This is a genomic window from Arthrobacter sp. alpha11c (assembly GCF_054149985.1).
Genome location: NZ_CP196747.1, coordinates 812,371 through 832,468, shown reverse-complemented (window position 1 = coordinate 832,468; position 20,098 = coordinate 812,371). Strand labels below are relative to the sequence as shown.

Below are 20,098 nucleotides of genomic sequence, written 5' to 3'. Positions count from 1 at the left end.
CTCCTGGGGAGTGTGGGCCGGAAGTTTGTTAGTTGCCGATCTCAGTGCGGACGGCGTAAAGCTCGGGGAAGAAGGTGAGGTCAAGGGCACGTTTGAGGAAGTCCACACCTGAGGAGCCGCCGGTGCCCACTTTGAAGCCGATGGTCCGCTGGACCGTGCGCAGGTGGCGGAACCGCCAGGCCTGGAAGTTGTCTTCGATGTCCACCAGGTCTTCGCACGCCTCGTAGAGTCCCCATTGGGTATCGTCCGATTCGTAGATCTTCTGGAAGACGGGGACCAGATCCTTGCGGAAGGTCCACGGCTCGCTGGTGTCCCGCTCAAGGATGTCTGTTGGAATGTCGTATCCGGCGCGGGCGAGCACCGCCAGGAAGGCGTCGTACAACGTGGGCTCCTCCAGCAGCCTGCTGAGCAGCGCATGTGCCTCGGGGTCGCTTTCGAAGACCCGCAGCATGCCACGGTTCTTATTGCCCAGCAGGAATTCAACGCCACGGTATTGGTAGGACTGGAAACCTGAGGAACTGCCCAGGAAGCCGCGGAACTGTGCATACTCGCGGGGCGTGAGCGTACCCAGGACCGACCACTGTTCGGTCATGGTGCGCTGGATGGCCTTGACGCGGGCGATGCATTTCAGGGCTTTGCCAAGGTTGTCCTGGTCGAAAAGCCTGCGGGCTTCCAAGAGTTCATGAAGGACCAGCTTGAGCCAAAGCTCACTGGTTTGGTGCTGGATGATGAACAGCAGTTCGTCGTGGTGCTCCGGCTGGCTGAGCGGATGCTGCGAGTTGAGCAGGTGGTCCAGGTCCAGATAACCGCCATAGGACATCGCATGCCGGAAATCGGTGCGCACTGAGTCTTCTATGTGGCGGACACTTTGGGGGGAATGGACTGGGGGCTTTTCCATACCTTTGAGATTATCACTTCCATGACGAACGTCAAGAGAATGATTTTGATGCCACTTTCTTCCCGTGAAGTTCTCCGCAGTACCGTACGCTGGGCTTGATACACAAGAACCTGGGGGAGGGAGGACAGCCATGGCCTCCAACATGCCGGTGTCCATATATTTGGACGTCGACGGCGTGGTGAACCCGTTCGGACCCCAAGGCGTCACTGATTGGGGCGGCGAATGGAAAATCGCCGACGCTGGAATCCTTGACGTCGCGTTCGCGCCAGAGGCAGTGGCTGAACTCAACGAGCTCGCGGCTCATCCGTCCGCCCGCTTTGTATGGCTCACCACGTGGGAGCGCCTTGCCCCGGAGTTCCTCTGTCCTGCCATTGGACTGAAGGGCGAGGATTGGCCTGTCCTTTCCAGCCAGGGGTGGGACCAAAGCCCGGAATGGTGGAAACTCGGGGCGCTTCAGAAGGACCTGGCCGCGATGGGAGCTGAGCGCTTCGTGTGGCTGGACGACCAACTGGGCCAGGAGTCAGACGCCCGTTCCTGGGCTGAATACCACCAGGACCGTGTGCTTTGCATCTCACCGGATCCGCGGAAGGGACTCTCCCGCAGCGATCTTGCCGCGGTCCGCACCTTCCTCGGTTGACCGAAGCGCTGGTGCATGTTTGTCCGCTCGGTGGTTGGCACGTAGGATTCTTAAGGTTTCAAGCCCGCCGGATAGAGTGCGGCAAGTCCAGTCAGGTGAACAATGGCTGAACTATGCTGTGCATGGCAGGTATGGGGAAGTGGAACTGCTGAACGTCGACTCTGCAGATTGGGCAACAGGTGGAAATCACCTTCATGGTCGCGCTTGTCATAGCGTTGGCCCTATTCTTTGACTTCACCAACGGCTTTCACGACACAGCCAATGCGATGGCTACGCCTATCGCTACGGGGGCGATCAAGCCCAAGACGGCGGTTGCGCTGGCTGCCGTGCTCAACCTTGTTGGGGCGTTCCTATCAACTGAAGTGGCAAAAACCATTTCCGGCGGACTCATCCGGGAAGGCTCGGACGGTATCCACATCACGCCGGATATCATCTTCGCCGGCCTGATGGGTGCAATCCTCTGGAACATGGTCACCTGGCTCAAGGGCCTGCCCTCCAGTTCCTCCCACGCACTGTTCGGCGGCCTCATCGGCGCCGCCGTGGTAGGTATCGGAGTGCACTCCATCAACTTTGAAACAGTGCTGCAGAAGGTGATTCTGCCGGCTGTCTTTGCACCACTCATCGCAGGCGCTGTGGCATACCTTTGTACCCGCCTGGCCTATGCGCTGACTTCCCGGCACGATCCGGAAACAGGCGACAAGCTCACGCAGAAACGCGGCGGTTTCCGGACCGGCCAGATCTTCACGTCCAGCCTCGTGGCCCTCGCACACGGCACCAACGATGCCCAGAAGACCATGGGCATCATCACCCTGGTCCTCATCGCCGCTGGTACGCAGGCGCCGGGATCCGGTCCACAGTTCTGGGTTGTGACCGCTTGTGCTTTGGCCATCGCCATCGGTACGTATGCCGGCGGCTGGCGCATCATCCGCACCATGGGTTCGGGCCTGACCGAAGTAAAGCCTGCGCAGGGCTTCTCGGCCGAGACCAGCACTGCCTCAGCCATCCTGGCTTCTTCCCATCTGGGCTTCGCGCTCTCCACGACGCAGGTCGCCTCGGGCTCGGTCATTGGCTCCGGTCTGGGCCGAAAGGGCACCTCCGTGCGCTGGGGCACTGCCGGCAAGATCGCTTTGGGTTGGCTGTTTACCCTGCCGGCGTCGGCCATCGTGGGCGCACTGACCGCGCTCCTGGTGAACATCGGCGTCGTGGGTGTGGTCATCGCCGCGGTTGTCGGTAGCTCCGCCGTCGTCTTCATGTTTGTTGCCTCGCGTAAATCGCATGTCGGCCACCACAACGCAGTGGAAGTCGAAGAGGCCGGCCACGCAGTCAAGTTCAGCAAGAAAAAGAAATCCCGAAAGTCCGTCAACAACAAGGATGTGCAGCGATGAAGTGGCTGGAATTGCTTCAGGTTGCCGGCGTCACGCTCGTTGCTGCTGTGACCCTGGTGGTCCTTTACTCCCTGGGAGTACGCCTCACCGCAATTGCAGGTGACGCCCAGCAGAAGTCGCCCGCACTGGTTCGCTCCCTGGCGGCCGTATGCTTTGCCGTCTGCGGGCTCGCTGTGCTGTTCGGCATCTACTTGATCGTGCCCTACTTCGGAAAGTAACGCCCTCTCTGGCAGCAAAGTCCATTCGGGAGAATAATCAGCAGTGAAGTTACATCACTGCGTGGTCGTGATCCGGCAGATGTGGGGCTGTCATGAAGTGCCATTCCCGAAGCCATCTCATCGGACTGGCGCTGGTTCCGGTCCTGATGCTGGCACTTTCTGCCTGCGTTCCCAACACCGCCGCGCCAGGTAGTCCTTCCCCCAATCCGGCTCCGCCCGTCACCACCGCAACATCACCAGCGGTTCCCACCGCCGTCGATCCCACCGCGGGGCCGCCCGCAGGTCCGGCGGGGCCCGGAGCTCCACAAGCAGAAGCGCCGGTGGTGCGTTGGGTGCCCATTGGACCGGTAGGCCCCAACGATCCCACATCGGGTCAACGCTATCTCCTGCTGCAGCAATTCCAGTGCGATGCCCTGGCCCAGAGTCTGGAAGGCGCGGAAGATGCTGCCGTGTGGCAAGCGGGCGCCGCTGTCTGCAAGGCACTGCAAAGTGGTACCCAGCAGGACTGGCAACGGGCTTCGAACGCCGTTGCAGCAACACCGCGCATACCGCAGACCCAGTGTCTTGAGTTCACGGTGGCCGCAACGTCAGCCTCTGCGATCGCCCAACGCCGCAGCAACCCGGGAGTTCCACTAAAGCCCGAGACCGCCCCGGGTGAAGCTTGCCCTCGGCACTTGAGCGGCCTCACGGTGGTAGACAACGACCTCAGGCCGGTGGCAGGCACAGCACGTGCCTCCGGCCCCCGATCAGGCGGAACTGTCGTCAGGCTGGATGGCTATTACGTCAGGGTTGCGGACATCCTGTTCGACGGCGTGCCGGCAGCCCCCGAAATAGTTGCCGGGGGAGGGGATTACGAAACGCTATACCTGAGGATGCCGCCCTCCGACGGCCGCGACTCTGTCCGCATCTCCATTACGGACACTGTGGACGTCAGCGGCACAGTGACGTTCTTCTATGACGATTCCACGCCGACGGGCCCATCCTCGGGGGGAACCACCGGAGCCCGGCCAAGCGCTGAGCCCACGCGGAGCGCCCCGCCACCCATCCCATCTGTTGGCGCGTCCCCCACGGCAACTCCATGAGCGTCCCCCAGGAGTCCGCTGCGTCACAAGAATCCGATGCGTCACAAGTAGCCGATGAGCGGAACCTGGTCAACAACCGCTGGCAGCGGACCCTGGACGTCCTCTCCGTTATTGGTCCGCCCCTGACCGTGGCCACGGCGTTGTTGGTCTACTTCGGCTGGGCGCGGACGGATGCCCAGGCGAAGGCCATGGGCCTGGACGTCAGCCTGTTTGGTTATTCCGTGCAGGACTTTATCTTGCGGAGTATCCAGTCGCTCTTTCAGCCGTTGGCCTGGCTCGTGGTGATCGGGTTGTTGTGGCTCATGGTGGACCGGCTCGTTTCCCGGCTCCTGGGCGCCGCACGCTACCGGACGCTCCTGCGAAGGGCCGCCCTGGTGGTGCTGGTTCTTGGCTTCGCCTACGCGGCCGTGATGTGGGTGGCGATCGTGACCCAGCCGGGACGGATCCTGCTCTATGCACCCTTCCTCATCGCCGCCGGCCTCCTGGTGGGGGCGTGGGGACTGAGTGTGCGTCGCCGGGCCGCTGATCCCGCCCAGCGGGTACTCCGCGCCGCCACTCCGCGCTCGCTCGAAAGATCCCTTGTGTTCGTCCTGGTCACCCTGCTGCTTTTCTGGGGAACCTCCGATTACGCGCAAGCCCTTGGGCGGGGCGCGGCCATCGATTACCAGGAAAGATCCAGCCTGCTGCCAACAGCCGTGGTGTACAGCAAAGAGCGGTTGGCCGTGACAGCGCCCAACGTCCATGAGGACTCCGCTGGTACAGACGCCGAGCCGTTGTACCGCTATACGGGCCTGCGGCTGCTGGTGGTCAGCGGAGGAAGGATCTTCCTGCTCAACGATGGATGGACGCTTGCCCAGGGCCGGGTGGTGGTACTCCGCGATGATGGCAGCGTCCGTGTGGAGTATGGGAACGCCAGCGCCAACTGACTAGTCTGGGGCCATGTCGATCTTCCAGTACTACGTGGCATCCACCGTTGACGGTTTCATTGCTTCCGAGGATGACGATCTCGGCTGGCTCCTGCAATTCGACCAGGTTGAAGGCGTGAGCGGCAGCTATGAATCCTTCTTCGCAGGTGTGGGTTGTATCGCGATGGGCGGCGAGACCTATCGTTGGCTCATGGAGCACGAGCCCGGCAAGTGGCCTTACCCGGACACCCCCTGTTGGGTGTTCACGCATCATGAATACTCTGCTCCGGCCGGTTCCAACGTCACATTCGTCCGTGGTGACGTGCGGGAGTTCGCACAGGATCTCCTCGCCGACGCCGGAGACAAGAACGTCTGGCTGGTGGGCGGCGGGGACCTCGTGGCCCAGTTCGCCAACGCCGGTTTACTCCACGAGATGATCGTCACCATCATCCCTGTTGTACTCGGCGCCGGTAAGCGGCTGCTGCCGCTGAAGGGCCCGACCGCGCCACTTGAGTTGATCTCCTCGCGCATCCTTGGTGGGGCGGCGGCTGAGCTGCATTACCGCATGCCGCCGCAGTAACTGTTTAGGCAGTAGCTTGTTGATCAGTGGCGGTTGTTCCGGATCATGTTGGTAATCCGGGCAGTTGAAAGCCGGCGGCCTTTTTCGTCGGTGATAACGATCTCGTGGGTGGCCAAGGTCCCGCCCAGGTGGACGGCAGTACACGTGCCGGTGACCGTTCCGCTGGCAATCGAGCGGTGATGCGTCGCTCCGACTTCGATTCCCACAGCGTGCCGGCCCCTGCCGGCGTGAAGCGATGCCGCAAATGAGCCCAGTGTCTCCGCGAGGACCACGTGGGCTCCGCCGTGAAGGATGCCGGCTACCTGCGTGTTCCCTTCCACTGGCATGGTTGCCACAGTTCGTTCGGCGCTGAGCTCGGTAAACCGAATACCCATTTTCACCACAAGGGAGCCAACACCGTGCCCGGAAAGCCAATCATGGAACTCTTCGGGCACACCTGCCTCGTTGAGTTCATCGACAAACCGGTTCGGCGTGAAATTGTCCATCATGCCAACTAGGCTGGCACCTGTGAGTGAAACAACCAAACCGGACCAGGTTCCAACGGCCCAAGCTGCTGCCATTGCAACAGCACCCACCCCCTCTTCCACCCCTTCATCCAGCACCACGGGGGAGGGCCGGCCCAGGTTGCTGGTCCTGGATGGCCATTCCATGGCATTCCGGGCCTTCTACGCCCTTCCTGCTGAAAACTTCTCTACCGCCAGAGGCCAGTACACCAACGCCGTGCACGGATTCACCTCCATGCTGATCAACCTGATCAAGGACCAGAAGCCCACGCACGTCGCCGTCGCGTTTGATGTCTCTGACGACACCACGTTCCGCAAGGCCGAGTACAGCGAGTACAAGGGTGGCCGCAACGCGACGCCCTCGGAGTTCCAAGGCCAGATCGCGCTGATCGCGAGGGTCATGGAGGCATGGGGTATCAAGACCATTGCGCTGCCCGGTTACGAGGCTGATGACATCCTGGCCACCCTTGCTGCCCAGGCGGACGCCGCCGGCTTTGAGGTCCTCCTGGTGTCGGGGGATAGGGACTCCTTCCAGCTCATCAATGACAACGTGTTTGTGCTCTATCCCAAACAGGGCGTGAGCAACATCCCCAAGCTGGATGCCGCTGCCATTGAAGAGAAGTACTTCGTTAAGCCCGCCCTGTATTCGGACCTCGCGGCCTTGGTGGGCGAATCCGCGGACAACCTTCCGGGCGTACCGGGCGTGGGGCCAAAGACTGCCGCCAAGTGGATCAACCTCTACGGTGGCCTGGACGGCATCCTGGAGAACCTGGACGCCATCGGCGGCAAGGTGGGCGGAGCACTCAAGGAGAACCTTGAGAACGTCAAACGGAACCGCAGGCTGAACCAGCTGCTGACGGACCTCGAACTGCCCGTCAGGCTGGAGGACCTCCACGAGCCGCGCCCCGACCGGCAGGCCATCGAGGAACTGTTCGAGGAGCTGGAATTCCGTACCCTGCGCGCCCGGTTGTTCGATCTCTACGGCGACGACACCACCGGTGCTGCCCCGGACACCATCGAAGCCCCCGAGTTTGCCACCATCAAGGACGCCGCTGAGCTGGAGGCCTTCTTCAGTGCCGGTTCCGGCACACGTGCCGCGATAGCCATCCAGCCGGTCCACGGCCGTATAGGCGAGGATGCCAGCGCGTTGGCCGTGGTCCGGAACAATGGCGCTGCCTTTATCGACCTCACGGAGTTGGATTCAGCGGCCGAATCAGTGCTGGCGCGTTGGCTGCGGGATCCCGAAGAAGCCAAAGTAGTACATGAGTTCAAAGCTGCACTCAAGGCACTGCACAACCGAGGCTTGGGCCTGGAAGGCGTTGTGGATGACACGTCGATTTCCGGATACCTGATCCAGCCGGACCGCCGCAGCTACGACCTCCCGGAGCTCGCCCAGGTCCACCTCAAGATCTCCTTGGGCGTTGTGACCGCATCCGCCGGGCAGTTGGAGCTGGACCTCACGGGAGGCAGCGACCAAGCCGCGGCCGCAGCGCTCGTCCAGCAGGCCGCCGTCGTGCATGCCCTCAGCAAGCACTTCGAAACGGAACTTGCCGGTATCAAGGCCGACGCCCTGCTGACCACGCTGGAGCTTCCGGTGTCCCGCGTCCTGGCACAGATGGAACTGACCGGTATCTACGTCTCCACGGACCGCATGGACGAACAGCTTGCGGACCTTACCAAGGTGATCGAGAACGCCCAGGAACAGGCGTTTGCGGCAATCGGGCATGAGGTAAACCTGGGATCACCCAAGCAGCTCCAGACTGTCCTCTTCGAGGAACTTGGGCTTCCCAAGACCAAGAAGATCAAATCCGGCTACACCACCGACGCCGCATCCCTGAAGGGCTTGCTGGAAAAGACCGGCCACGAATTCCTGGTGCAGCTCATGGCACACCGCGAATCCTCAAAGCTCGCCCAGATGGTGGAAACCCTCAAGAAGTCGGTGGCGGAGGATGGACGTATTCACACCACCTACGCTCAGAACATTGCTGCTACGGGCCGGATCTCCTCGAACAACCCCAACCTGCAGAACATCCCGGTCCGTAGCGAAGAAGGACGCCGGGTCCGTGGGATCTTCGTGGTTAGCGATGGGTATGAATGCCTGCTGTCCGCTGACTACTCACAAATCGAAATGCGCATCATGGCCCACCTCTCCGGTGACGAGGCACTGATCCAGGCATACAGGGACGGCGAGGACCTGCACCGCTTCGTGGGCTCGCGGATCTTTAACGTCCCTCCTGCCGAAGTCACCAGCGCGATGCGTTCCAAGGTGAAGGCGATGTCCTACGGCCTCGCTTACGGGCTGACCTCGTTTGGCCTCTCAAAGCAGCTGGAGATTTCCGTGGACGAGGCCAGGACCCTGATGAAGGACTACTTCGATCGTTTCGGCGGTGTGCGTGACTACCTCAGGGGCGTTGTGGACCAGGCGAGGGTGGACGGTTACACAGCCACCATTGAAGGTCGCCGCCGTTACCTCCCGGACCTCACCAGCACCAATCGCCAGGCCCGTGAAGCAGCCGAGCGCATTGCCCTGAACTCGCCCATCCAGGGTTCCGCCGCCGACCTCATCAAGCGCGCAATGCTGGGCGTCTCGGCCGAACTTGCAAGCCAGGGCTTGAAATCGCGGATGCTTCTCCAGGTCCACGATGAACTCGTCCTGGAGGTCGCACCGGGAGAGCGCGACGCGGTCGAAAAACTGGTAGTAGAGCAAATGGGGTCCGCTGCTGAGCTGTCAGTCCCGTTGGACGTTCAGCTCGGCGTAGGTTCCAGCTGGTACGAGGCCGGCCACTAGCCGCCGTAAGTTCCAAAGGTTCGCCGGAGGGCGCGCCGCCTCGATGGTGGCGCGCCCTCCGGCGTCTGGCTAGGCTCGGGGCGTGGCTGATCCCAATGAAAGTTATTCCGAAACGAACTCCGCCGAGAAATATGCCGAAAAATACAGGGTGCAACAATTCCGTGCAGTAGCTGATCGTGAGGACCCTGCCTACTCCCGCTGTGCCGCATGGGTCCAGGCGGTCTCGCACGGCTTCCACCAGCACAGGCGCGACGACGACTACATCGCCAAGACCCTGGGGGCTTACCTCGCAGACCACCGCGAATTGACCGGGGTGTACATCAACGGTGACGTTCCCGAGCACGCTCTGGGTGCGGAGGTCCCAGTGGCAACGTACGGCACGATGCGAAAATCCCTGAACATCGGGTTTGGCAGACAACTTGAATCAAACCTGGTGACCAACGTGACCGTCCGTGGAACGCACCGGCGCAAAGGGCTGCTCCGGGGCATGATCACCGCTGACCTTGCGGGCGCAAAGGACGATGGTCTCGCCATGGCAGCGCTGACCGCCTCAGAGGGTTCCATCTACGGACGCTTCGGTTTTGGCGTGGCTACATTTGAACGCAGCATCAAGGTCGATACGGGTCCTCGTTTCCGTCTCAAGGGGCCGGCGACGGGAACGGTAGAGGTGGCGGATCCGGCCGTGCTCCTGGACGTTGCGCCGCAGGTCTTCGGCCACGTCCAGCGGGCAACTCCTGGCTCAGTGGACCGTCAGGAGTACTATCGCTTGCTGGCTTCCGGAGCGATCGGTCATGACGGGAAGCCGGACACTGCTGTCAGAAGCGCCCTGCACTACAACGCCTCCGGGACCCCGGACGGCTACGTTTCCTATCGTTTCAAGGGCTGGGATGCCAGGCCCTACACCATGGAAATTGTGGACCTCGTTGCTGGTACCAATGCGGCCTATCTAGATCTCTGGCGATTCCTTGGGAGCATCGATCTCATTGACCAGGTGACCTGGTCCGAGGCTCCCGTGGATGATCCGTTGACGTGGGCCCTGGAAGATCCCAGGTGCATAGACTCCTCGGACGTGCGGGACATGTTGTGGCTACGGATCCTGGACGTTCCGGCAGCGCTGTCCGCCCGCCGGTACCCGGTTGCCGGAAAGCTCGTCGTGGAAGTCTCGGATACCCTTGGTATGGCTGGTGGCACGTGGGCGTTGGAGTCCGACGGCGGTGCTACCGCGGCCGTCACCGAGGCATCCGGCCAGGAACCCGATCTGTGCATGGATGTCGCCGATCTCGCGTCCATCTATCTTGGTGCTGTGTCCCCAGTGACGCTCACTGCTGCCGGGCGGATGAGTGAAGGCAAGCCCGGTGCCGCGTTCGCAGCCCAGCAGCTTTTTGCTGTGGAACGGCCAGCACACTGCCTCACGCATTTCTAGAAAAAAAGCTCCTGCAAGAAGCACCTTCACAACAAACTCAAATGCTCAATAGACAAGGACATCCATGGGGGATTCCAAGCGGCGGCCGTTGGCCGGCCGGCGTTCAGTGCTGCTTGGAATGGCGGGGCTGGTAACCGCAGCCCTGGCGGCTTGCGCGGACAACGGGAGGGCGGCGCTCCCGGACGCCGCCGGACCAGGGCAGTCGACGCCTGGCACCCCACCGAACGGTCCCGGATCCGGCCCTGCCACGCCACCGCCCTCCATCGCCGCGCTGTCCAGCGAGCAGGCTGCTGCTGCCCTCGCCGCCAAACCCGGCAGCGGTGAGGGAGGAAGCGGCGACACAGGCGACCAGACTCCAGTGCCGCCGTCGAACCCTCCCGCATCGCCAGCCGCAATCACGGGCAAGCCGCAGATCCTGGCAGAATTTCGGACCCCTGCGGCCGCAGGAGTGGGGCCTTCACGTTACGGGTGTGGTGAACAATTCTGCCTCCCGGCATGTGGCCCTCACGTTCGATGCCTGCGGCGGCCCCGGCGGAACCGGCTGTGACCACAAATTGCTGAAGTCGCTTCGCAGCCTCAACGTCCCGGCCACCCTTTTCATTAACAGCCGTTGGATTGCCGCGAACAGGTCACTTGCCGCGGAACTGGCCGCCGACCCCTTGTTCGAGCTCGCGAACCACGGCACACTCCACCTGCCCTTGTCAGTTAATGGCAAGTCCGCCTACGGCATTGCCGGAACGGCAAACCCGGCCGCAGTGTACGAGGAATTGATGGGCAACCAGGCCCTGATGCTTGAGTTGACCGGTGTTTCCCCGCGCTTCTTCCGGCCAGGAACGGCGTTCTACGACGAAGTTGCTGCGAGCATGACCCGCAGGCTCGGGATGCTGCCGGTCAACTTCACGGTAAACGGCGACGGCGGGGCCACCTTTGCTCCGGCTACCGTCGCCGGGGAACTGGCCAAGGCAGCGGCAGGAGACATCGTCATCTCGCACTTCAATAGGCCGGGCGCGGGAACCGCAGAGGGTTATGCGAGGGCTTTGCCTCGCTTGCTGGACCGCGGGGTTACGTTTGCGCGGCTCGGAGACGTCCTGCCTGTGTGAAGGCCTTCTCTGGTCCTCCCGGGGTCCTTTTGACCCTGCTTTGCAGATACGACTAGAATAAACGGGCGTGTACTACGTGCATGCGTCCATTTTGTATTAATCCACAAATCAGGATGACCCGGTATTTTGCCGTGTTCTGCCGTCCGGACCCGGACGGCAGCGGTTTGCCTGACCGACACACTATCCACAACGGAGCCCCTACTACATGACCATCACCTCCACCGAGAAGCCCGGTACCCCCGTAGTCGCCATTAACGACATCGGTACCGCTGAGGACTTCCTCGCAGCTGTCGACGCCACCATCAAGTACTTCAACGACGGTGACCTCGTCGAAGGTACCGTCGTCAAGGTCGACCGCGACGAAGTCCTGCTCGACATCGGTTACAAGACCGAAGGTGTCATCCCTTCCCGCGAGCTTTCCATCAAGCACGACGTTGACCCCGGCGAAGTTGTTGCCGTTGGCGATCAGGTCGAAGCTTTGGTTCTCACCAAGGAAGACAAAGAAGGCCGTCTGATCCTCTCCAAGAAGCGTGCTCAGTACGAGCGTGCCTGGGGCGACATCGAGAAGGTCAAGGAAGAAGACGGCGTCGTTACCGGTACCGTCATCGAGGTTGTCAAGGGTGGCCTCATCCTGGACATCGGCCTGCGCGGCTTCCTGCCCGCATCCCTCGTCGAGATGCGTCGTGTCCGCGACCTCGCTCCGTACATCGGTCAGCAGATCGAAGCCAAGATCATCGAGCTGGACAAGAACCGCAACAACGTTGTGCTGTCCCGCCGTGCATGGCTCGAGCAGACCCAGTCCGAGGTCCGCTCCACGTTCCTCAACAAGCTGGAAAAGGGCCAGGTTCGTCCCGGCGTCGTTTCCTCCATCGTCAACTTCGGTGCATTCGTGGACCTTGGCGGCGTAGACGGCCTCGTTCACGTTTCCGAGCTCTCCTGGAAGCACATCGACCACCCGTCCGAGGTTGTCGAGGTTGGCCAGGAAGTCACCGTCGAGGTCCTCGAAGTGGATCTGGACCGCGAGCGTGTCTCCCTGTCGCTCAAGGCTACGCAGGAAGACCCGTGGCAGACCTTCGCCCGCACCCACGCCCTCGGCCAGGTTGTTCCGGGTAAGGTCACCAAGCTGGTTCCGTTCGGTGCGTTCGTTCGCGTCGAAGACGGCATCGAAGGCCTCGTTCACATCTCCGAGCTGGCTGTCCGCCACGTTGAGCTCGCCGAGCAGGTTGTCTCCGTTGGCGACGAACTGTTCGTCAAGGTCATCGACATCGACCTCGAGCGTCGTCGCATCTCCCTCTCCCTCAAGCAGGCTAACGAGGGCGTTGATGCTGACAGCACCGAGTTCGATCCCGCTCTGTACGGTATGGCCGCTGAGTACGACGAAGAGGGCGACTGCAAGTACCCCGAGGGCTTCGACCCCGAGTCGAACGAATGGCTCGAAGGCTACGAGACCCAGCGCGCCGCTTGGGAGCAGCAGTACGCTGACGCCCAGACCCGTTGGGAAGCCCACAAGAAGCAGGTTGCACAGCACGCTGCTGACGACGCTGCCGCTGCAACGTCCGGTGAGAGCGATTCCGGCACCACCAGCTACTCCTCGGAGCCGGCTGCTGCTGAGTCCAACGCCGGCACCCTGGCGTCCGACGAAGCTCTCGCAGCACTGCGCGAGAAGCTGACCGGCAACTAATTCCGCAACCCCTCACGGGATGCGCTGAATAGCCAAAGAAGGACCCCTGCCATGCGGCAGGGGTCCTTCTGCTTAAGCTTTTCGCAAGAAGCCCTTATCGGAGCACCAGCCGTGCCGTGACCTCATCGGCGCTGGCCTGCGACAGCGCCACGGCAAGCAATTCCTTGAGCATTTCCTCGTCAACGTGGGCCAGTGCCACTTGGGGTTCCACAGTTGATTCAGGGCACATCGATCCACTCCGTTCCTTGCGGACTCAGTGCGCCGGTGCCTGCAGTGAGGGCCGCTACACGGGAATGCGCGTCCGCGATGGCATCGCTGTTGTCCGCCAGCGCGACCCGGAGGACCGTGTGCTTGGCTTCATAACTGGTGTTCGCCATGACAAAGCCGGAGCCGCGCAGTTCGTTCTCCAACCGTCCGGCGTCCCGCGTGCGGCACGTCGATCTCACAAAGCCGCAGCCGCCGACGCTGCACCAGGGGCGCCAGTTCCAAAGCTGCAGATACCGATTCGGAGTAGGCACGGACCAGCCCGCCCGCGCCCAGGAGGATTCCGCCGAAATAGCGGACGACGACGACGCTTACGTCGCTAAGGTCCGTCACCCCGGGCGCGGTCTCACGCTTGAGCAGTGACTCCAGCATGGGGATACCCGCCGTGCCCGACGGTTCGCCGTCGTCACTGGAACGTTGAATCATCCTGTCCGGACCCACAACGAAAGCCGAACAGTGGTGCCGGGCGTCATGGAACTCGCGTCGCAGCGCAGCCACCAGGGAGCGTGCAGTATCTTCGTCCGGCGAGCGGCGGAGGACTGTGATGAAGCGTGAACGCCGGATCTCCAGTTCGTGGCGGAAATCCGGACCCTCAGCCAGCGTTGTGTAACTGGTTGCACGGCTGTCATCCTCAATTTCCACCGCTTCAGTCTAGTGTGGAGGGGTGTTGAAGATTGGGCTGACGGGCGGTATCGCCTCGGGAAAATCGCTGGTGGCTGCCAGACTTCAGGAGTTGGGGGCTGTGCTCATTGATGCTGACCTCATTGCCAGGCAAGTGGTGGAACCCGGAACTCCGGGCCTCGCTCGTGTAGTAGAGGCTTTTGGGCCAGGGATCCTGGGCCCTGAGGGGAGACTGGACCGGCCCGCCCTTGGCGCCATAGTTTTCCAGGATCCCTCGCGGCGGGAAGTACTCAATGGCATCATCCATCCGTTGGTCCGGGAGTCAGCAGCGGCAATCGTCGCCGAAGCCGCGGATGAGGACATTCTGGTCCAGGACATTCCCTTGTTGGTTGAGACAGGGCAGGGGAGCGCTTTCCATCTGGTCATTGTGGTGGACGCCCCCGATGAGGTGCGGATTCAACGGATGGTGGGTCTTCGTGGAATGAGCCTGGAGGACGCGCGTTCCCGAATGGCGGCCCAAGCCAGCCAGGAGGCAAGAAACGCTGCAGCGGACATCGTCCTGGAAAATTCCGGTAGCCGGGAGGAACTGCTCGCCACAGTGAATGCCTTGTGGTTCGGGCGATTGGTGCCTTTTGCAGATAATTGCCGGCGCGGAGTTCGTGCCCGGCGGATAAATGGTCCCGTCCTTTCCGCCTCGAGAACCGGCTGGGGCCTGGAAGCGGCCAGGCTCTGCGCACGCATCCAGGCGGCAGCACCGGAGGACATCCTTGCCGTGGACCACATTGGGTCAACGTCCGTGCCCGGATTGGCCGCCAAGGATGTCATAGACCTTCAAGTGACTGTTTCCGACCTTGAGGTCGCGGATCGCATTGCACCGCGTCTGGCCGCAGCAGGATACCCACGTGTTCCCGGCGTTTTCGCTGACACCCCGAAGCCGTCGGAACCTGATCCAGCCCAATGGCAGAAGCGCTTCCATGCCAACGCGGATCCGGGACGCCCGACGAACCTGCATGTGCGCGTTGCCGGCTCGCCCGGCTGGAGATACGCCCTGCTGTTCCGTGACTGGTTGAGGGCGGAACCTTCTGCCGTTGCCCTGTATGAAGCGCACAAGCGCCAGCTTGCTGCACAGCATGCCACTGACCCCGGCACCGCTGCCTATGCCGATGCCAAAGAACCCTGGTTCACGGATGTGGCCTGGCCGCTGATGGATGAGTGGGCAAGCGTCACCGGCTGGCAACCGCCGTCGTATTCTTCTATTGCAGCGGGACATAAATCCGGACAATAACTGTCGGGGTGCGGGGGTAGATTGGTGTCATGAGCCTTGCCCAGGAGATCAACCGTGTCGTCGCGCCCTTCGAAGTCGTCAGCGATTACAAACCCGCCGGCGACCAGCCGGCGGCCATTGCGGAACTGACAGAACGCATCAACAACGGCGAGAAGGATGTCGTCCTTCTCGGCGCTACTGGTACGGGCAAGAGCGCCACCACAGCCTGGCTTATTGAGCAGGTGCAGCGTCCCACGCTGGTCATGGTTCAAAACAAGACCCTGGCAGCCCAGCTGGCCAACGAGTTCAGGGAACTCCTGCCCAACAATGCAGTGGAGTACTTCGTCTCGTACTACGACTACTACCAGCCGGAAGCGTACGTACCGCAGACGGATACGTTCATCGAAAAGGACTCCTCGGTCAATGAGGAAGTCGAGCGACTTCGGCACTCGGCCACTAACGCGCTGCTGACCCGGCGCGACGTCATCGTAGTAGCCACAGTCTCCTGTATCTACGGCCTGGGAACACCCGAAGAGTACATCGCGGGCATGGTGACGCTCACCAAGGGCGCCGAAATGAACCGGGACCACCTCCTTCGCAAGTTCGTTTCCATGCAGTACGCACGCAATGACATGGACTTCCACCGGGGCACCTTCCGCGTCCGTGGTGACACTGTAGAGATCATTCCCATGTACGAGGAACTCGCACTCAGAATCGAATTTTTCGGCGACGAAATCGAAAACATCTACACGCTGCATCCGGTCACCGGCGAGGTTATCCGCGAGGAAACCGAGATGTACGTCTTCCCTGCTTCCCACTACGTGGCAGGCCCGGAGCGAATGGGCCGTGCAATCACAGCCATTGAAGACGAACTCGCCGAACGCCTGAAGGTGCTGGAGAGCCAGAACAAGCTGGTGGAAGCCCAGCGACTGCGGATGCGGACCACCTACGATCTCGAAATGATGCAGCAGATGGGTTTCTGCAACGGCATCGAGAATTACTCCCGGCACATTGACGGCCGTGCAGGCGGTACGGCTCCGCACTGCCTGCTGGATTACTTCCCTGACGACTTCCTCCTGGTCATCGACGAATCCCATGTCACCGTCCCGCAGATCGGCGCCATGTACGAAGGCGATATGTCCCGGAAGCGCACGCTGGTGGACCACGGGTTCCGGCTGCCCTCGGCCATGGACAACAGGCCCTTGAAGTGGGACGAGTTCCTTGAACGCATCGGGCAGACCGTGTACTTGTCGGCCACGCCCGGCAAGTACGAGCTCGGGAAGGCAGACGGCACTGTCCAGCAGATCATCCGGCCCACTGGACTCATCGATCCCGAGGTGATCGTGAAGCCCACCAAGGGACAGATCGATGACCTCCTGGGTGAAATCCGCCAACGCACTGAACGGGATGAACGCGTCCTGGTAACCACCTTGACCAAGCGTATGGCCGAAGACCTCACGGACTACCTCCTGGGCCACGGCGTCAAAGTCCAGTACCTCCACTCCGACGTCGATACTCTTCGCCGGGTTGAGCTGCTGCGCGAGCTGCGGATGGGAGTCTTTGACATCCTGGTCGGCATCAACCTCCTGCGTGAAGGCCTGGATCTGCCTGAAGTCTCGCTGGTCAGCATCCTGGATGCGGACAAGGAAGGCTTCCTCCGTTCCTCTACGTCCCTCATCCAGACGATTGGCCGCGCCGCCCGAAACGTGTCCGGCCAGGTCCACATGTACGCGGACAGGATCACGGACTCCATGGCCCACGCCATCGAGGAAACGAACCGTCGCCGCGCCATCCAGGTCAAGTACAACACCGACAACGGCGTTGACCCCCAGCCGCTTCGGAAAGAAGATCGCCGATATCACGGACCAACTGGCACGCGAAGATGCCGATACCCAGGAGCTCCTGAACAACAACAGGCTCGCCAAGGGAGCCAAACGTACATCGGGCAGCAAGGGTGCAGCCACCGTCCGGAAGGACGGGCTGGCCGCGGCTCCCGCGGAGGACCTGGTTGGCCTCATCGAACAACTCACGGAACAGATGCACGGGGCCGCTGCCGAGCTGCAGTTCGAGGTCGCCGCTCGAATCCGTGACGAAGTGGGGGAGTTGAAGCGGGAATTGCGTCAAATGCAGTCCGCAGGGCACGCCTAAGGTAAGGTTATGGTCACGTAGGGGAGTATCCCAAGCGCTACGTCCGTCAGCACGCAAGGCACAGATGCCTCGCCGGACTTAGTGGGCCGCTGAATGTGCATTCACCGCACTGGCAGGCCGGAGAGACTTACACCGCTTTCCCGTACCCTGCGAAAGGCCCACATTAATGGAGCTTCCAATCTGGTTTGAGGTCGGCTCATTCGTCGCCCTCGGAATCATCCTGCTCATCGACCTCCTGCTGGTGGTCAAGCGTCCCCACGAACCATCAATGAAGGAAGCCGGCCTGTGGGTCGCCTTCTACGTTGCCTTGGCCCTGGTCTTTGCCGGTGCCATGTTCTACTTCACCGGCCCCGAATACGGCAGCCAGTTCGTCGCCGGCTGGGTTACTGAATACAGCCTGAGCATCGACAATCTGTTCGTCTTCATCATCATCATGGCCCGCTTCTCCGTGCCCCGGAAATACCAGCAGGAAGTGCTGATGGTGGGCATCATCATCGCACTGGTCCTCCGCGGTATTTTCATCGCCTTGGGCGCGGTAGTCATCGAGCAGTTCAGCTGGATCTTCTACATCTTCGGCGCGTTCCTGCTGTGGACTGCCTGGAAGCAGGCCACGGATTCCGGTGAAGACGAAGAAGAAGGTGCTGAGAACCCGCTGGTTGCGCGGCTGCGCAAGGTCCTGCCGATGTCTGAAAAGTTCGACGGCGGCAAGCTGCGGACCACGGTAAACGGCAAGAAGGTCTTCACCCCGATGCTGATCGTCTTCGTGACCATCGGCATGACCGACCTCCTGTTCGCGGTGGACTCCATTCCCGCGATCTTCGGCCTGACCCAGAGTGCCTTCATCGTCTTCACAGCCAACATCTTCGCGCTCATGGGCCTGCGCCAGCTGTACTTCCTGCTGGGTGGACTGATGAGCCGCCTGATCTACTTGAAGCACGCCCTGTCAGTCATTCTTGCCTTCATTGGCGTCAAGCTCGTCCTGCACGCTATGCACGTCAACGAGCTTCCTTTCATCAACAACGGCCACCACATCGAGTGGGCTCCGGAGATTCCCACCTTCGTTTCGTTGGCAGTCATTATCGGCACGATCGTCGTAGCCGTCGTGGCCAGCTTGCTCAGCCCGGCGGCCCGCCAGTCCAAGCTGGACGCGCGGTTGGAAGAGGACGCGAAGAAGAGCTTGAGCGAAGCAGAGTAACCGGGCTGTGAAAGTTGTAGTCTCTGTGAAGTGACTACCACTTCTACTACGGCGCTGGACCCCCAACGGGTTCAGCGCCGTACTGTTTTCCTGCTCAGCTCGGCCCAGCTCCTCAGCGGAATTGGTAACGGCGCAACGTTATCCATTGGATCGCTCCTGGCCGTGGATCTGTCCGGATCCGAGGCGTGGGCGGGATCGATCACTACTGTGCTGACCCTCGCGGCTGCATTGACCGCTCTGCCACTGGCACGGCTGGCCGAGGCACGCGGACGGCGGGTGGGCCTGGTCTCCGGCCTGGTCGCTGCGATGATCGGGGCGCTCCTGGTGATGGCATCCGTGGTGGGTGAGCCTTTCCCGCTCCTGCTCGCTGCCGGTTTTCTCGGCCTTGGTACAGCCGCCAACCTTCAAGCGAGATTCGCCGCCGTCGACCTCGCCCACGCTGAGCACCGCGGCAGATCACTGTCCACTGTTGTCTGGGCAATCACGATCGGCGCCGTGGCCGGTCCAAACCTCATCCAGCCCGGTGCCGCTGTGGGGGCCGCGTTGGGCCTGCCGCCCATTGCCGGGCCTTTCGTATTTTCAGCCGCAGGTCTGTTCTTGGCGGCGGTGCTGCTCTTTGCCGGTTTGCGGCCCGACCCGTTGCTGCTGGCCCGGCGGTTGGCCTCGGAGTCCGCAGGCACGGGGACTCTCCCCGTCAGGGGCACTATCCGCTCGGGCCTTCAGGCTGTTCGTTCCTCGCCCCGGGCCATCCTTGCGCTTGCAGCCGTGGTCGCTGCCCACGGCGTCATGGTGGCCATAATGTCCATGACCCCCTTGCACCTGCAACAGCTGGTGGGCGGTTCACACGCAGGCCATCACGGCGGAACAACTGACAGCACCGACGCCCTGGTTGTCATTGGGCTGACCATCTCGCTGCATATCGCCGGCATGTTCGCCCTGTCCCCACTATGGGGTTGGCTGACTGACAAAGCCGGCCGCATCCAGACCATCGCCATGGGCCACGGGCTTCTGCTGGTGGCCGTGCTGATCGCTGGAATCGGCCAGCAAGAACCCGTGCTGGTCACTACTGGGCTGATCATCCTCGGCCTTGGATGGTCCGCCGCGACCATCGCAGGATCCACCCTCCTTGCGGAGAGCGTCGCCCAAGAACAGAGGGTAACCGTGCAGGGCGTTTCCGATACGCTCATGGGCGCGGCGGGTGCAACGGGCGGGGCTACGTCCGGACTTGTCCTCGCCTGGCTCGGCTACGAAGGGCTGAACATAGCCGCCGGCGTGCTGGCCGCCGTCATGCTGGCCTTAACGGCCGTCACCGCGGCCCGGGTGCGCCGTTCAATCCCTCTGTAGGACCAATCCCCGTGTAGGACCAATTCCGGTGTAGGAACAATCCCCGTGTAGGAAACGCGTGG

General features: G+C 61.9%; 17 protein-coding genes and 2 pseudogenes. 14 read left to right on the top strand and 5 right to left on the bottom strand.

Annotated elements, in window-relative coordinates; translation table 11 throughout:
* Positions 1–28: 28 nt before the first annotated feature.
* Positions 29–898, bottom strand: a complete 870-nt coding sequence (gene kynA / locus ACTAQJ_RS03860) for a tryptophan 2,3-dioxygenase (RefSeq protein WP_477515586.1) — start codon at positions 896–898, stop codon at positions 29–31.
* A 130-nt stretch (positions 899–1,028) separates the two neighbouring features.
* Here kynA and ACTAQJ_RS03855 point away from each other — a divergent pair, with 130 nt between their 5' ends.
* The 6 genes from ACTAQJ_RS03855 (at position 1,029) to ACTAQJ_RS03830 (ending at position 5,705) form a co-directional block, all read left to right on the top strand.
* On the top strand, positions 1,029–1,535 hold the full coding sequence (locus tag ACTAQJ_RS03855; RefSeq protein WP_431115178.1) for an HAD domain-containing protein: 507 nt from the start codon (positions 1,029–1,031) through the stop codon (positions 1,533–1,535).
* A gap of 179 nt (positions 1,536–1,714) precedes the next feature.
* Positions 1,715–2,920, top strand: coding sequence for an inorganic phosphate transporter (locus ACTAQJ_RS03850; RefSeq protein ID WP_498700822.1), 1,206 nt, complete (start codon positions 1,715–1,717; stop codon positions 2,918–2,920).
* Positions 2,917–3,138: a hypothetical protein gene (locus ACTAQJ_RS03845; protein ID WP_498700819.1), complete on the top strand. Its 222-nt coding sequence runs from the start codon at positions 2,917–2,919 to the stop codon at positions 3,136–3,138. The genes ACTAQJ_RS03850 and ACTAQJ_RS03845 overlap by 4 nt, the downstream gene beginning before the upstream one ends.
* Positions 3,139–3,230: 92 nt before the next feature.
* Positions 3,231–4,220: a hypothetical protein gene (locus tag ACTAQJ_RS03840; RefSeq protein ID WP_498700818.1), complete on the top strand. Its 990-nt coding sequence runs from the start codon at positions 3,231–3,233 to the stop codon at positions 4,218–4,220.
* Positions 4,217–5,146 carry a hypothetical protein gene (locus ACTAQJ_RS03835; protein WP_498700816.1) on the top strand — a complete coding sequence of 310 codons (930 nt, stop codon included), beginning with the start codon at positions 4,217–4,219 and terminating at the stop codon, positions 5,144–5,146. The genes ACTAQJ_RS03840 and ACTAQJ_RS03835 overlap by 4 nt, the downstream gene beginning before the upstream one ends.
* Before the next feature lie 13 nt (positions 5,147–5,159).
* Positions 5,160–5,705, top strand: a complete 546-nt coding sequence (locus ACTAQJ_RS03830) for a dihydrofolate reductase family protein (protein ID WP_498700814.1) — start codon at positions 5,160–5,162, stop codon at positions 5,703–5,705.
* A 23-nt stretch (positions 5,706–5,728) separates the two neighbouring features.
* On the opposite strand, the gene ACTAQJ_RS03825 is transcribed toward ACTAQJ_RS03830, so the two are convergent.
* Positions 5,729–6,193: a hotdog fold thioesterase gene (locus ACTAQJ_RS03825; RefSeq protein WP_498700810.1), complete on the bottom strand. Its 465-nt coding sequence runs from the start codon at positions 6,191–6,193 to the stop codon at positions 5,729–5,731.
* 160 nt (positions 6,194–6,353) lie between these two features.
* Here ACTAQJ_RS03825 and polA point away from each other — a divergent pair, with 160 nt between their 5' ends.
* Positions 6,354–8,996: a DNA polymerase I gene (gene polA / locus ACTAQJ_RS03820; protein WP_498702147.1), complete on the top strand. Its 2,643-nt coding sequence runs from the start codon at positions 6,354–6,356 to the stop codon at positions 8,994–8,996.
* An 82-nt stretch (positions 8,997–9,078) separates the two neighbouring features.
* Complete coding sequence (locus ACTAQJ_RS03815; RefSeq protein WP_498700809.1) at positions 9,079–10,419, top strand: GNAT family N-acetyltransferase; 1,341 nt, start codon at positions 9,079–9,081, stop codon at positions 10,417–10,419.
* 45 nt (positions 10,420–10,464) lie between these two features.
* Here ACTAQJ_RS03815 and ACTAQJ_RS03810 read toward each other — a convergent pair whose 3' ends face one another.
* Positions 10,465–10,824, bottom strand: coding sequence for a hypothetical protein (locus ACTAQJ_RS03810; RefSeq protein WP_498700807.1), 360 nt, complete (start codon positions 10,822–10,824; stop codon positions 10,465–10,467).
* Between the two features lie 65 nt (positions 10,825–10,889).
* Between ACTAQJ_RS03810 and ACTAQJ_RS03805 the strand changes: the two genes are divergently transcribed.
* Positions 10,890–11,519: a polysaccharide deacetylase family protein gene (locus tag ACTAQJ_RS03805; RefSeq protein ID WP_498700806.1), complete on the top strand. Its 630-nt coding sequence runs from the start codon at positions 10,890–10,892 to the stop codon at positions 11,517–11,519.
* 205 nt (positions 11,520–11,724) lie between these two features.
* Positions 11,725–13,200: a 30S ribosomal protein S1 gene (gene rpsA / locus ACTAQJ_RS03800; protein ID WP_498700805.1), complete on the top strand. Its 1,476-nt coding sequence runs from the start codon at positions 11,725–11,727 to the stop codon at positions 13,198–13,200.
* A 94-nt stretch (positions 13,201–13,294) separates the two neighbouring features.
* Here the strand turns inward: rpsA and ACTAQJ_RS03795 are convergent, their stop codons facing one another.
* Both ACTAQJ_RS03795 and ACTAQJ_RS03790 read right to left on the bottom strand, forming a co-directional pair.
* Positions 13,295–13,429 (bottom strand): hypothetical protein, encoded by a 135-nt coding sequence (locus tag ACTAQJ_RS03795; protein WP_498700803.1) that lies wholly within the window; start codon positions 13,427–13,429, stop codon positions 13,295–13,297.
* Positions 13,419–14,106: pseudogene (locus tag ACTAQJ_RS03790) on the bottom strand (IMPACT family protein). The gene ACTAQJ_RS03795 and the pseudogene ACTAQJ_RS03790 overlap by 11 nt, the downstream one beginning before the upstream one ends.
* 22 nt (positions 14,107–14,128) lie before the next feature.
* Here ACTAQJ_RS03790 and coaE point away from each other — a divergent pair.
* From coaE to ACTAQJ_RS03770, 4 genes and pseudogenes are all read left to right on the top strand, one after another.
* Entirely contained in the window at positions 14,129–15,370 is a 1,242-nt protein-coding gene (coaE, locus tag ACTAQJ_RS03785) for a dephospho-CoA kinase (RefSeq protein WP_498700801.1), read from the top strand.
* Between the two features lie 29 nt (positions 15,371–15,399).
* Positions 15,400–17,497: pseudogene (uvrB, locus tag ACTAQJ_RS03780) on the top strand (excinuclease ABC subunit UvrB).
* A 166-nt stretch (positions 17,498–17,663) separates the two neighbouring features.
* A complete protein-coding gene (locus ACTAQJ_RS03775; RefSeq protein WP_223932894.1) occupies positions 17,664–18,692 on the top strand; it encodes a TerC family protein in 1,029 nt (342 codons plus the stop codon).
* Positions 18,693–18,722: 30 nt separating this feature from the next.
* Positions 18,723–20,036, top strand: coding sequence for an MFS transporter (locus ACTAQJ_RS03770; RefSeq protein WP_498700799.1), 1,314 nt, complete (start codon positions 18,723–18,725; stop codon positions 20,034–20,036).
* Positions 20,037–20,098: the final 62 nt, after the last annotated feature.

Bases quoted from the DNA above. Each gene is read 5' to 3' on its own strand.
- ACTAQJ_RS03775 (WP_223932894.1), top strand. From the start codon at position 17,664: ATGGAGCTTCCAATCTGGTTTGAGGTCGGCTCATTCGTCGCCCTCGGA.
- ACTAQJ_RS03830 (WP_498700814.1), top strand. From the start codon at position 5,160: ATGTCGATCTTCCAGTACTACGTGGCATCCACCGTTGACGGTTTCATT.
- ACTAQJ_RS03825 (WP_498700810.1), bottom strand. From the start codon at position 6,193: ATGATGGACAATTTCACGCCGAACCGGTTTGTCGATGAACTCAACGAG.
- rpsA (WP_498700805.1), top strand. From the start codon at position 11,725: ATGACCATCACCTCCACCGAGAAGCCCGGTACCCCCGTAGTCGCCATT.
- ACTAQJ_RS03840 (WP_498700818.1), top strand. From the start codon at position 3,231: ATGAAGTGCCATTCCCGAAGCCATCTCATCGGACTGGCGCTGGTTCCG.
- ACTAQJ_RS03795 (WP_498700803.1), bottom strand. From the start codon at position 13,429: ATGTGCCCTGAATCAACTGTGGAACCCCAAGTGGCACTGGCCCACGTT.
- ACTAQJ_RS03835 (WP_498700816.1), top strand. From the start codon at position 4,217: ATGAGCGTCCCCCAGGAGTCCGCTGCGTCACAAGAATCCGATGCGTCA.
- kynA (WP_477515586.1), bottom strand. From the start codon at position 898: ATGGAAAAGCCCCCAGTCCATTCCCCCCAAAGTGTCCGCCACATAGAA.
- polA (WP_498702147.1), top strand. From the start codon at position 6,354: ATGGCATTCCGGGCCTTCTACGCCCTTCCTGCTGAAAACTTCTCTACC.
- ACTAQJ_RS03845 (WP_498700819.1), top strand. From the start codon at position 2,917: ATGAAGTGGCTGGAATTGCTTCAGGTTGCCGGCGTCACGCTCGTTGCT.
- ACTAQJ_RS03855 (WP_431115178.1), top strand. From the start codon at position 1,029: ATGGCCTCCAACATGCCGGTGTCCATATATTTGGACGTCGACGGCGTG.